Below are 12,764 nucleotides of genomic sequence, written 5' to 3'. Positions count from 1 at the left end.
ATTTTGACTTAGTTTACCGCTTCAGCCACGCAAGCGTTAATAGTATTTGCAACGACATTGCCTACAATAGTTGCACGTGCTGCTGGGTCAATTGCTGCAGTCGCCAAATCTACCGCAGTCACGTTTTGTGGTGCTTTTTCACTCACGCAACCACAAATTTCAGACTGGATATTCTGTTTTTGTGTTTCTGTCATTAAACGTGTTGCAGTTTGCCAAGCCGGAATATTATTCAGTTCAGTGACACATTTTGCATTGATGGCAATTTTAATGGCTGCAGAACCGAGCTGCTGACCTGTACTTGCTTGAGTGGTTGTACCCGTACCTTGTGGTGCTACGCAGGCAGAAAGAACAAGTGCTAATGGAGCAACAACAGCCAATAATTTTTTCACGGATTTTATCCTTTTTTCAGCTTTTAAAATATGCGGCTATTGTGCCGAAGTTTATCGCAATAAGAAATCTAAAAATGCGCCATGATGTCTAATCTGCGCACAGCCAGATTCACAGTTATCATAGAAAGAAGACTCACTACTAATCTAAAGATAAAGTCTGGATAATCCAGCACCCAAAAATCCTTAATTGATAAACTCGCCCATACAGCCTTTTAAGCTATTGGCAATTGCTTTACGGGTCAGCTCTTTTTTAGTTTCTTCATCAACGGTTGCTTTTAACAGGGTTTTAGCCGGAACACCTTCCAAGGCATGCTCACCTACACAGCCACATACTTTTTGCTGTAAATGCTGTTTATTGGCTTCAGCCATGAAATAAGTACCCATTTTCCAGACTTTGGAATCTTTCAGCTCTTGGCCACACTGATATTCAATCAGAGGTTTCAGGGCTTTCTGAGTCATTGAGGTATCTGCACAAGCAGGATTGATTAAGCTAACAGCCAGAACAGGCCACAGGAATTTTAATTTCATCTTCGGTTCACAGATCAGATTAAATAAAAAGGCAGAGCGAACTCCACCCTCTTTGGGCTAACAAATTTACTGGAATGATATTTTAAACGAGTGCCTGAATCAGGCTGATCCATTTCTGTTTTTCAGCATCAGAAATAAATGAAGCTTCAAAAGAATTGATCGCCAGCTGTTTTAGCTCATCATTGCTTAGGTCCAAAGCTTCAGCAATGGCAATGAAATTGTCATTCATATAACCACCGAAATACGATGGATCATCTGAATTCACTGTGACATGCACGCCGTGCTGCAACAGGCGACGGATATTATGTTGCTGCATATCATCTACCACACACAGTTTCAGGTTTGAAAGTGGACATACTGTAAGCGGCATCTTCTCTGCAATCAAACGCTGCATCAATTCTGGATCTTCCTCAGAACGTACCCCATGATCAATACGGTTTACTTTTAATAAATCCAAAGCTTCCCAGACATATTCTGCCGGACCTTCTTCACCCGCATGTGCAACCACCAGAAAACCGGCTTCACGCGCTTTGGCAAAGACACGTTCAAACTTAGACGGTGGATGCCCGACTTCACTTGAATCCAGCCCTACTCCAATGATTTGATCTTTATAAGACAGCGCTTGCTCTAATGTCTCAAATGCTGCCTCTTCACTTAAATGACGTAAGAAGCACATAATCAGATGTGAAGTAATGCCTAATTTAGCTTTCGCATCATCGCAGGCTTTCTGCAAGCCATTAATCACGGTTTCAAAGGCAATGCCACGATCAGTATGCGTTTGCGGATCAAAGAACATTTCAGTATGCACGACATTATCATCCGCACATTTTTCAAAATATGCCCAAGCCAGATCATAAAAGTCCTGTTCATGAATCAGAACATTGGCACCCGCGTAGTAGATATCCAAGAAAGATTGCAGATTATGGAAATTATAAGCCTGCTTCACTTCCTCAACTGATTTATAAGGAATGCTAATTTCATTACGCTGTGCAATCGCAAACATTAACTCAGGTTCAAAGGTACCTTCGATATGCACATGCAGCTCAGCCTTTGGCAAGGCCTGAATCAATTCAAGACGGTTCATCGCTACTCCTGATTAAACCTGAGAAAAATAAAAAAGGGTGCAAACTGAGTTTACACCCTTTTGATATTCGACAAAAATTAGCCGCCAAACATCCAGAACTTCAATGCCCATAGTACTGCGATGATCCATACCATGTATGGAACAGTTTTCGCTTTACCTGTCAACAGTTTAATCAGCGCATAGCTGATAAAACCCATTGCGATCCCATCTGCAATTGAATACGTAAATGGCATGAATACAATGGTCAGGAACGCCGGAACCGCTTCAGTAATATCATCCCATTCAATATGAACAATACCCTGAATCATCAATACACCGACAAATAGCAATGCTGGTGCAGTTGCAAAGCCTGGTACAGATTGAGCCAATGGAGCCAAGAATAAGCAGGCAATGAACAGCAAGCCCACCACAACTGCAGTTAGTCCGGTACGACCACCTGCTGCAACGCCTGCTGATGATTCAATATAAGGTGTAGTTGAAGAAGTACCTAAAGCGGCACCTGCAACAATCGCAGAAGAATCGGCAAATAATGCTTTTTTCAGACGCGGCAATTTACCATCTTTCAGCAGACCCGCACGATGTGAAACACCTACCAGTGTACCGGTTGAGTCAAACAGATCGACCAGGAAGAATACGAAGATCACACCGATTAGACTGGCTGTAAACAGACCTTGAAAGTCCATTTGCAGGAAGGTTGGTGCGAGTGAAGGAATTTGACCCACTACGCCCTGAAACTGGTTATAACCTAAAGCAGTAGAAATGGCAGTGATTACCAGAATACTGATAATAATCGCACCACGTACTTTGAAGTGATGCATTACCACCACTAACAGGAAACCAAGTAGCGCAAGCATAACTGTAGGCTGTTTCAAATCACCCAGACCCACCAAGGTCGCTTGATTATCAACAATAATGCCAGCATTTTTCAGTGCAACTAAGGCCAGGAACAGGCCAATACCACCGCCAATCGCCAGTTTGAGTGACATTGGAATGGCATTGACAATCGCCTCACGTATTTTGAACATACTGATGGCAATGAAGACCAGACCAGATACAAATACTGCACCTAATGCAGTTTGCCAAGGCACACCCATTCCCAGACAGACTGAGTAAGTAAAGAAGGCATTCAGCCCCATACCCGGTGCAAGTGCAATTGGATAATTGGCAATAAGCCCCATTACCAGACAGCCAATTGCGGCTGCAAGACAGGTGGCTACAAAGACAGCCCCATGATCCATCCCGGTTTCGGATAAAATCATCGGATTAACAATAATGATGTAACACATTGTCAGGAACGTGGTTACACCTGCCAGAACTTCTGTACGGAAACTGGTTTTGTTTTCACTCAGTTTGAACAGACGTTCCAGCATATTTTCTGAAGATGGATTAGGAGTCGTCATGACCTAGCCCCTATTGAGTAAACTTTATGCTTTAAGCATGCCGCCGGATTCAGGAAATTTTATAGAAAACTTCATGAATTTTAAGGATCTGTTAGCAACGAATATGCCAGCTTCGCCATTTAGCGGGTCAAAATGTTTCAATAGCGAACAGTAAGAAAACTGCGCTAGAAAAACTCAAAAAACAATCTAAACAAAAAAGCTGCATAACCCCTATGCAGCTTTTTTCATCATTAGAATCAAATACTTAATTTAAGTAAATTTGATCTAACTTTATCTTTTGCAAATTATAACACATTGATTTCTGATTGCTTCTTAGAATTTATATTTTATTAAAAATTAATATAATCTAGTTCTACTATTATTAAATTTTCTTTTATTTATTATAATTTTATTTTTATCTTTGTACCTGATTTCCTAATCAAAGAGCTTAGTGCAAATCTATTAAGGTCGGGGCCGATTTGCATTCAGCAATTTAGTTGAATGTTGTACTTCTTTCAGAATCTGATGAAGCTCTTCATGTTTTTTTGTTTCGGCCTGTTGGTGAACACAATAACCGAGTAAACCCACCATCAGCACAAAAATAGGAATTGTATAAATTTTCATTTTTGTAGTTGAGTTATGTAACAGCATTGAAGTTATGCTAACAAAATAACAATAAAATTGTGACATAGTTTACAAATAATCCGATAAAATGCAGTTTTTTCAAATATTTAGGGTCTTTTCATTCTTCGTTTTTTATACTTCTTATTCAATTAATCATAATTTTTTAAGTCATAATTTTTTTATTTTTTAGTCACTTTTTGAATATTAAAAGAAATTAATTAGTTGATTCTATTTTTTATTTCATTAAAAATTTATATTTACTATATAAATTTATCGAGTGAAAAATATCTTTTAAAGCTCACTATAGCTTGCATTATTTTATTTAGCTTTTCTTTTAAAAAAATTCTTCATTTCCTGTTAAAAATTCTTCTAAATAAATGATATTTTGAAAGTTCCTTCCCTATTCTTTAATTTTTATTCAATTCAACCCAATATTACTAAACTTAAATCCACCCAAGAATTTTAAGAAAATTTCTTCATTCAGTCTTGGGTGAATCTTTTATCTTAAGCAGCCAGCTGCTCATCACGTTTAAATACCAACTCACCTTTTAATGAACTTTCAGCATCAAAATAATACCCATCGGTATTAAAGGCTTTTAAATCTTCAGTTCGTTTGATCTTGTTTTCAATGATAAAGCGCGCCATTAAACCACGAGCTTTCTTGGCATAGAAGCTGATGACTTTATATTTGCCATTTTTCTGATCTAAAAATACCGGCTTGATGATTTCAGCCTGAATTTTGCTTTCTTTCACTGCCTTGTAATATTCATCAGAGGCAATATTGACCAGAATTTCAGACTCTGCTGCTGCCAGATCATGATTGATCAGGTCAGTGATGGTATGTCCCCAGAACTCATAGAGATGAGCACCACGTGGGTTAGTCAATTTGGTTCCCATCTCCAGACGGTAAGGCATCATCAGATCCAGCGGACGCAATAAGCCATATAGGCCGGATAACATACGCAGATGGTTCTGTGCGTAATGAATCTGATCCTGCTTTAACTGGTAAGCATCCAGACCGGTATAAACGTCCCCTTTAAAGGCAAAGATTGCCTGACGAGCATTGGAAAAATCAAAATCTGGCTGCCAGTCTCTAAAGCGTTCCGCATTCAGATTGGCAATTTTTTCACTGACGCTCATTAAGCTGGCAATTTCAGTTGCTGATAACTTGCGGGCAACTTCTATCAATTCCTGGGAATGTTCCAGCAATCTTGCCTGAGTAAATTGATCGGTAGGTAAAGGTGTTTCGTAATCTAAAGTCTTGGCTGGTGAAATTAAAGCAAGCATAGCAACCTGGTTAAAAAATGATTAATCAAACTATATCAGTAGACTTATTTTAATTCCAATTCATGTTTTTATTTATCATAATCGTTAAAATAGAAAATTCTCCTGCAATTTATCGGTTTTCTATGTCCGAACCAATCTTCCTCCAAGGCCCTGCTGGCCAACTTGAGGTTTTTGTGGATTATCCTCAGGGTGAAGTGAAAGGATTCGCGATTGTTTGTCATCCCCATCCATTACAAGGTGGCACACCACAACATAAGGTTCCAGTGTTACTGGCACAAATGTTTTTAGAGCGTGGTTGTGTTGTCTATCGTCCAAGTTTCCGTGGTTCTGGTCAAAGTGCCGGTCTGCATGATGAAGGCTTTGGTGAAACGGATGATATACTTGAAGTCATTAAATATGCGCGTCGCCAGCATATTGGCCTGCCTTTCTTTGCAGGCGGTTTCAGTTTTGGTGCACATGTCATGGCCAAGTGTTACGCCGCCCTGCCCGTTGAACTGCAACCTTCAAAAGTGATTTTGTGTGGCCTACCGACTGCGACCGTAGCTGGCCTACGTCACTATGTTACCCCACCGATCAAAGGTGATATTTTATTTATTCATGGTGAAGCGGATGATGTCACGCTTTTATCCGACATGATTGAATGGGCCAAGCCTCAACGTCATCTGGTCACGATCTTGCCTGGCGCAAATCATTTCTTTACCGGTTATTTAAAACAGCTTCGGATTGCGATGAGCCGTTTCCTCGCATTAAGCTGATCAAAAAAACCTCATCGAATGATGAGGTTTTTTTATTCAGAAATAAAATCTTTAGCATGAATTTCATAAATTACAGCCCGATATTTAGGTTTATCTAGGTGGTTGGTAATTTTTCCACTTACACGTTCTGCAATTTTTCAGCTAGCCCAGTTTTCTTCGGCTACCGGATAGCTCAAAGCTTTGATCCCTAATGTATTGAAAGCATAGGTCACAATGCAACGTACTGCCTCATGTCCATAATGATGACCATGCGCCTTTTCACGAATCCAGATACCCACTTCAGGTATTTCATCATGCAGTCGATGCAAACTGCATAATCCGATAAATTCATGTCTTTCAATATGACGGATCACAAAGATATATTCTTTATGATCAGCCATATTGTTTAGCCAGTTTTGCCAGACTGTTGCAAATATCTGTTCAGATTCCGGTGCATCCCATGCCATAAAACGAGTCAGACTCGGGGTAATCGAGGCATAGGCTTCCGTAGCATCAGATGGCTTAAAATAATCTAAAACAAGACGTTCACTTTGTAGTATGGGCAAAACCCTTTGCATTTGTTGAACTAGTTCTTCCACTCAAACTCACTAAAACTTTCTTGTTCTTTCAATGATGCTTCAACGGCTTGTGCCAACTGATTTAATAAACTTTGTTCTGTAATCCGGTCCAGCCAGTCCTGTTCTTCATCCGGATAAGAAGCAATTTCACAAATCAGGTGCCCTTCCTGATCTCGTGTCTCACAGCTCACTGATAATGGCAACTCGTGTTCATCGACACTTACGGCCACTTGTGCACCACTTTGCGCCAAAGTCTTAAAGCCATATTTACCGAGCTCTTCCGTCAGCAGATGTGCCACATATTCCTGAGTCTGCTGACTGCCCTGTAATTGTTGCTGGCTCTGAGGATTGGCCATAAATTTTAATTTTCGCATTGCTACATCCAAATGGCTTTTTTGTTGTATGGTTTTAGCATAAGCCAATATAAACAAAACAGCCAAGCAAAAGCTTGGCTGTTTCATGTAAATTTTAGAATTATTCTGTCACTTCAATCGCCAGACCAGCTTGAGAAGTCAGTTCAGTGAAGGTTGGGAAACTGGTTGCGACAGTTTCAGTCCCAACAATCTTAATTTCACCTGAGTTACGCAGACCTGCGATTGAGAAGCTCATGGCAATACGATGATCATGATGCGATTCAATTTCACCACCGGTAAAGATTGGTGACCAGTCACCTGCCTTGCCCTTACCTTCAATGATAATGCCATCATCAGTTGGCGTACAATCAATGCCCATGGTTTTCAGACCATCTGCCATCACCTGAATACGATCCGATTCTTTGACACGCAGCTCAGCAGCACCAGTTAGAATCGTTTGGCCTTCTGCACATGCAGCAGCAATGAACAATGCCGGGAATTCATCAATTGCTAGTGGCACTTGGTCTTCCGGCATATGAATGCCTTTTAAGGTACGTGTACCGCGAATACGAATATCTGCAATCGGTTCACCGCCAGCGATGCGTTCATTTTCAACGCTGATGTCGGCTCCCATCTGTTTCAGGATTTCGATGACACCAGTACGGGTTGGGTTAATGCCTACCGCTTCCAAAGTCACGTCAGCATTTTCAGTAATCGCTGCACCGACCATAAAGAAAGCAGCAGAAGAAATATCCGATGGGACTTGAATATTGGTACCCACCAGTTTGCCGCCACCTTGCAGGGAAATACGGTTAGCTTCAGTTTTTACGTCATAACCAAACGCACGCAACATACGTTCAGTATGGTCACGGGTTGGTTCAGGTTCAGTCACTGAAGTTTCGCCCTCAGCCCAAAGACCAGCTAGCAAAATCCCAGACTTCACCTGAGCCGATGCCATTGGCAAGTCGTATTGAATACCTTTCAGGTTTTGATTACCGGTAATCGATACTGGTGGTGTACCACGTTCACCCGTAGTTTGAATCTGTGCACCCATCAAACGTAATGGTTTAGCAATACGCTCCATTGGACGTTTAGACAGTGAAGCATCACCGGTCATCACCGAGTCAAATTTTTGTGCTGACAGCATACCAGACAGCAGACGCATCGAAGTACCTGAGTTACCCATATACAGTGCAGACTTCGGTGCTTTCAGGCCGTGCATACCCACGCCATGAATGGTCACTTCACCATTTTTAGGACCTTCAATGCTTACACCCATATCACGGAACGCCTGTAAAGTTGCAAGGGCATCTTCCCCCTCAAGGAACCCGGTCACATGCGTTGTGCCTTCAGCGATGGCACCAAACATGATGGAACGGTGTGACACAGATTTGTCACCTGGCACGGTAAATTTACCCTGGAACGTCTTGGCACCTGGTTGAATGGTAAATTGTTGTGTCACTTTATTTTTCTCCATGAGAGGTTTCTTGGCGAGCATATGATTGAAGTGCTGGCGAGCCGCCTGCGCATGCCCCAATAAGCCCATTAAGGCTTGTGAATCTTCATCTTCAATCAGCTTGCGGATAATCGCGAGTTGAGCTTCAAAGCCGTCCACGGCATTGAGAATCGCCTTTTTATTGGCAAAAAAGATGTCATGCCACATTTGTGGATCGCTGGCCGCAATACGCGAGAAGTCGCGGAAGCCACCGGCAGCATAACGAAAAATATCCAGATTGTCTTCGCGCTTGGCCAGTTGTTCGACCAGGTTGAAGGCCATCAGATGCGGAAGATGACTGGTATGGGCCAGCACTTCATCATGCTTTTCCACATCCATACAAATCACTTCCGCTTTGGCCACCTGCCATAGTTGAATCAGTTTATCGACCGCCCATGCCGCGCTGCTTGGTAACGGCGTCAAAATCACCTTGTGATTGGCAAATAGATCGACCTTACCTGCATGCACGCCGGTATGTTCGGCACCAGCAATCGGATGCCCCGGAACAAAGCCGACTGGCAGATTTTCACCAAACACAGCTTTGGCTGCTTCTACCACATTACCTTTGGTACTACCCACATCGGTGATAATGGCCTTTTCTGACAGATAAGGCTTGATGGTTTCCAATACCTTTTGCGTTGCACGAACAGGTAGTGCCAGCACCACTAGGTCTGCCCCCTTAACGGCTTCTACAGGATTTGCATAGCCGTCGGAAATCAGACCAAGTGCCTTGGCATCTTCCAAGGTTTTTTGTGAGCGAGTCGATGCCACGATGTCATTGGCTAAATGCTCGGCCTGAATGACACGCGCCAGACTTGAACCAATCAGTCCAAGTCCGATAAAGGCAACTTTTTCAAACAGTGGCTGCGACATAACTTAAGCTTTCGCCTCTAAGCCAAGTACTTTGCCTAATGCAGCAAGGAATTTGGCATTTTCAGCTTCAGTACCAATCGATACACGCAAGTGGTTTGGAATACCCACTGGACGCACGATCACACCTTCTTTCAACAACTTGTTAAATGTTTCTGCTGGATCAGCCTGTACATCCACCAAGATGAAATTCGCGCGTGAAGGTACATAGTTCAGGCCCAAAGCTTTGAAGCCAGCTTCAAGCTGTGCCATACCTGCTTTATTTACTTCACGAGATTTCTCGATGAATGCTTCGTCTTTTAGTGCAGCAACCGCAGCCACCATCGCTAAATGGTTGACGTTGAATGGCTGACGGATACGGTTCAGGTAATCAGTTACTTCAACAGATGCCAAAGCAAAACCAACACGCAGTGCAGCCAAACCATAGCACTTAGACAGCGTACGGCTGACAATCAGGTTTGGATACTGTTTCAGGAATTTTAGGCTATTGAAGTTCTCTGGGAAATATTCCACATAGGCTTCATCTAGCACCACGATCACGTTCGCAGGAACTTTCTGCATGAATGCTTCAAATTCAGCTTCTTCAAACCAGGTCCCTGTCGGGTTATTCGGGTTTGCAATAAAGATCAGCTTGGTGTTGTCTTTTACCGCAGCCGCCATCGCTTCAAGGTCATGTGAGAAACCTTTAGCAGGTACTTCGATCGCTTCAGCGTTAATCGCTTGAGTCACCAGTGCATATACCGCAAACGCATGCTGGCTATAAATCACTGAATCTTTTTCAGAAACAAATGCACGGGCGAATATTTCCAGTAAGTCGTTTGAACCATTACCTAAAGTAATCTGGTTATGATCAAAACCGAATTGTGTCTTGATCTGATCTTTCAGGATAAAGCCACCGCCATCAGGATAACGACCAATTTCCGCCAGTTCCGCAGCCACTGCTTCTTTGACTTTATCTGAACAGCCCAGCGGGTTTTCATTTGAAGCCAGTTTTACGATATCAGTGATGCCCAACTCACGCTCAAGTTCACTGATCGGTTTACCTGGTTGATATGGCTTTAATTTAGAGATGCCTTCATTGGCTGGGACAAACGACATTTTATACTTCCGATTTACAGATGAAACAGTGGTTAGCACCCTCGCACTAACCACGAAAGGCTGCTTTTATAAAACAGCTGCAGGATATGAACCAAGCACGCGGACTTCTTTCACAAACGGACGAATTTCTTCGATCGCAGCTTTAACATTTTCCTGCTCAATATGACCTTCAAGATCGATAAAGAATACATAAGCCCATTTTTCAGGAAGTGCAGGTCGAGTTTCAATACTAGTTAGACTAATGTTGTGTTTGGCAAATGGAGCCAGAATTTCCAGCAATGCACCGGCACGGTCATGCGCAGACACCAATAATGAAGTTTTATCATTGCCGCTTTGTGGCACTTTTTCACGGCCAATCACCAGGAAGCGTGTCGTGTTCTCTGGGTTGTCTTCAATATTGCTGTGCATAATCTCAAGGTTATAAATATTCGCAGCAATTTCAGAAGCGATCGCAGCAGAATGCCATTCATTCTGAATACGGCGTGCCGCTTCAGCATTTGAACTGAGTGCCACACGTTCTACACCTGGATAATGAGCATCCAGCCATTTACGGCATTGAGCCAGAGTCTGCTGGTGTGCGTAGATCTGCTTAATACTGTCTTTACGGGTATTTTCAGAGATCAGGAACTGGTGATGGATGGGTAATTCTACTTCGCCAATCACATTCAGATGCGAAGTCTTGAAACAGTCTAAAGTGTGGTTCACTACCCCTTCAGAGGAGTTTTCAACAGGCACCAGACCATAATGTGCACTGCCCGCTTCTACTTCACGGAACACTTCATCAATGGTGGGTAATGGACGAACCACAGCATCATGACCAAAATGTTTCAACACTGCTGAGTGTGTGTAGGTTCCGACAGGTCCCAAGAATGCAATACTTTGCGGTGCTTCAAGCGCCAAACAAGCTGACATGATCTCGCGGAACAGACGTGCCATCGTCGTATCTGACAATGGTCCTTCATTGCGCTCCATAACATTGCGCAAAACCTGTGCTTCACGTTCCGGACGGTAAAACAGCGGATTTTCTTCAGATGCGAATTTTGCTTTTGCTACAGCCTCAGCCAAACGTGCACGACGGTTAATCAATTGCTGGATTTGTTGATCAACTGAATCGATATCTTCACGAATTTTAGCCAAATCTAAAGAAGCCGTTGTGTTTTGATCGTCGTTGATCATCGTGATGTCGCCCTTCATAAACCTTATCTGTGCAGTATAACAATTAGTGCGCTGCAAATGTTACACAATATAACTTTAGTAGATTAATTCTTAAAAACAGGAAGTTGATTTTAACCGTTCATCGCTTTAGTCATATCTGGTAACATTTCTTTCAGCATTTTCGCATGTTTTACATTATCAAATTGTAAACTTTGCCCGCTCATCTTAACTGATTTTTATCAAGATGAAATATCACTATTTCTTAATCTACATAACGATTTTAAGCATAAGAAAATAAAAATAAAGCCATCTCGATACCTCTAGTTTGACCACTTAAAATCTGAGTGACAGTTCACAATAAAATGCACATAGAAAACTGTTTTTTTAGTCATTTTCCTTTGATTTAATTGGATTTTTTACACTAAATCACCATTTGGTTACAAAGCAGAGACGTTTTTTAAACCTTAAATCGCTAGTCTAATTTAAAACTATATTGGGGGTGCCTATAATGCCAAAAAGAATAGCGGTACTTGTAACGAATAATTTTGAAGATCTTGAATATACTGAGCCTGTTTCAGCCTTACTTGCTGCAGAGCACAGTGTCTGTAATATTGAACTGCATGCCGGAAAAGTCGTACATGGACTACATGGCCAGTCGAGTGTAATCATTGATCGGGGAATTGATCATATCAGTATTGAGGATTTTGATGCCCTACTCATTCCAGGCGGTGAATCACCAGTGTCCCTCGCCAACGATACGCGAGTCTTACATTTCATTCAGGCTTTTAATGAGGCCAAAAAGACCATTTTTAGTCTTTGTGATGCCTCCTTACTCCTGAGTGAAGCCGATGTTTTAAAGAACCGCATCATTACTAGTATCCGTGCGCATGCACCTAGGGTACAACATGCGGGTGCGACGTATTATGATGTTGAACTGGTCAATGACAATAATCAGCTGATTTCATCTCGAGTGCCAAATGATTTGCCAATTTTTATTCATGAATGTCTGGATGTACTAAAATCTTAAAATAATAAAATATCTAGATTTCAAGAATATTCTTTCTATCTTGGATTCTCAAATGAAGTGCAACAGAGATTAAATTATTGGAAGGAAGCAAGATGAGCTAGCATTTTGCTTCCGACCGACCAAAGTCAAAGTTGCATCATGAACTATACTCATCTTACTCAAG

13 protein-coding genes are annotated in these 12,764 nt (G+C 41.9%); 2 read left to right on the top strand and 11 right to left on the bottom strand.

Annotated elements, in window-relative coordinates; all coding sequences use genetic code 11:
- Nucleotides 1–8: 8 nt before the first annotated feature.
- The 6 genes from FTV31_RS12585 to yaaA form a co-directional block, all read right to left on the bottom strand.
- Nucleotides 9–389 (bottom strand): hypothetical protein, encoded by a 381-nt coding sequence (locus FTV31_RS12585; protein WP_180015140.1) that lies wholly within the window; start codon nucleotides 387–389, stop codon nucleotides 9–11.
- Nucleotides 390–572: 183 nt separating this feature from the next.
- Nucleotides 573–917, bottom strand: coding sequence for a hypothetical protein (locus FTV31_RS12580; RefSeq protein WP_004815392.1), 345 nt, complete (start codon nucleotides 915–917; stop codon nucleotides 573–575).
- An 82-nt stretch (nucleotides 918–999) separates the two neighbouring features.
- Complete coding sequence (locus FTV31_RS12575; RefSeq protein WP_179993208.1) at nucleotides 1,000–2,001, bottom strand: adenosine deaminase; 1,002 nt, start codon at nucleotides 1,999–2,001, stop codon at nucleotides 1,000–1,002.
- Between the two features lie 77 nt (nucleotides 2,002–2,078).
- A complete protein-coding gene (locus FTV31_RS12570; protein WP_004815389.1) occupies nucleotides 2,079–3,401 on the bottom strand; it encodes an NCS2 family permease in 1,323 nt (440 codons plus the stop codon).
- 441 nt (nucleotides 3,402–3,842) lie between these two features.
- Nucleotides 3,843–4,031 carry a hypothetical protein gene (locus FTV31_RS12565; protein ID WP_004815387.1) on the bottom strand — a complete coding sequence of 63 codons (189 nt, stop codon included), beginning with the start codon at nucleotides 4,029–4,031 and terminating at the stop codon, nucleotides 3,843–3,845.
- 477 nt (nucleotides 4,032–4,508) lie between these two features.
- Nucleotides 4,509–5,291 carry a peroxide stress protein YaaA gene (gene yaaA / locus FTV31_RS12560; protein ID WP_004815385.1) on the bottom strand — a complete coding sequence of 261 codons (783 nt, stop codon included), beginning with the start codon at nucleotides 5,289–5,291 and terminating at the stop codon, nucleotides 4,509–4,511.
- A 122-nt stretch (nucleotides 5,292–5,413) separates the two neighbouring features.
- Between yaaA and FTV31_RS12555 the strand changes: the two genes are divergently transcribed.
- Nucleotides 5,414–6,046 carry an alpha/beta hydrolase gene (locus FTV31_RS12555; RefSeq protein ID WP_179993205.1) on the top strand — a complete coding sequence of 211 codons (633 nt, stop codon included), beginning with the start codon at nucleotides 5,414–5,416 and terminating at the stop codon, nucleotides 6,044–6,046.
- 137 nt (nucleotides 6,047–6,183) lie between these two features.
- Here FTV31_RS12555 and FTV31_RS12550 read toward each other — a convergent pair whose 3' ends face one another.
- The 5 genes from FTV31_RS12550 to pheA all read right to left on the bottom strand — a co-directional run bounded on the left by FTV31_RS12550 (nucleotide 6,184) and on the right by pheA (nucleotide 11,595).
- A complete protein-coding gene (locus FTV31_RS12550; RefSeq protein ID WP_373686988.1) occupies nucleotides 6,184–6,624 on the bottom strand; it encodes a GNAT family N-acetyltransferase in 441 nt (146 codons plus the stop codon).
- On the bottom strand, nucleotides 6,612–6,977 hold the full coding sequence (locus FTV31_RS12545) for a hypothetical protein (protein WP_166136040.1): 366 nt from the start codon (nucleotides 6,975–6,977) through the stop codon (nucleotides 6,612–6,614). The genes FTV31_RS12550 and FTV31_RS12545 overlap by 13 nt, the downstream gene beginning before the upstream one ends.
- Before the next feature lie 100 nt (nucleotides 6,978–7,077).
- Nucleotides 7,078–9,324 (bottom strand): bifunctional prephenate dehydrogenase/3-phosphoshikimate 1-carboxyvinyltransferase, encoded by a 2,247-nt coding sequence (locus FTV31_RS12540; RefSeq protein WP_180015138.1) that lies wholly within the window; start codon nucleotides 9,322–9,324, stop codon nucleotides 7,078–7,080.
- A 3-nt stretch (nucleotides 9,325–9,327) separates the two neighbouring features.
- Nucleotides 9,328–10,419 carry a histidinol-phosphate transaminase gene (gene hisC / locus FTV31_RS12535; protein WP_179993203.1) on the bottom strand — a complete coding sequence of 364 codons (1,092 nt, stop codon included), beginning with the start codon at nucleotides 10,417–10,419 and terminating at the stop codon, nucleotides 9,328–9,330.
- A 66-nt stretch (nucleotides 10,420–10,485) separates the two neighbouring features.
- Nucleotides 10,486–11,595 (bottom strand): prephenate dehydratase, encoded by a 1,110-nt coding sequence (gene pheA, locus FTV31_RS12530; protein WP_125279073.1) that lies wholly within the window; start codon nucleotides 11,593–11,595, stop codon nucleotides 10,486–10,488.
- 487 nt (nucleotides 11,596–12,082) lie between these two features.
- Here pheA and FTV31_RS12525 point away from each other — a divergent pair, with 487 nt between their 5' ends.
- Nucleotides 12,083–12,601 carry a DJ-1/PfpI family protein gene (locus tag FTV31_RS12525; RefSeq protein ID WP_180015136.1) on the top strand — a complete coding sequence of 173 codons (519 nt, stop codon included), beginning with the start codon at nucleotides 12,083–12,085 and terminating at the stop codon, nucleotides 12,599–12,601.
- Nucleotides 12,602–12,764: the final 163 nt, after the last annotated feature.

This window comes from Acinetobacter sp. YH16031 (assembly GCF_013417335.1).
Lineage (GTDB): Bacteria > Pseudomonadota > Gammaproteobacteria > Pseudomonadales > Moraxellaceae > Acinetobacter.
Note: the sequence above shows the minus strand (reverse complement) of the source record. Positions and strands in the feature narration are given on the sequence as shown.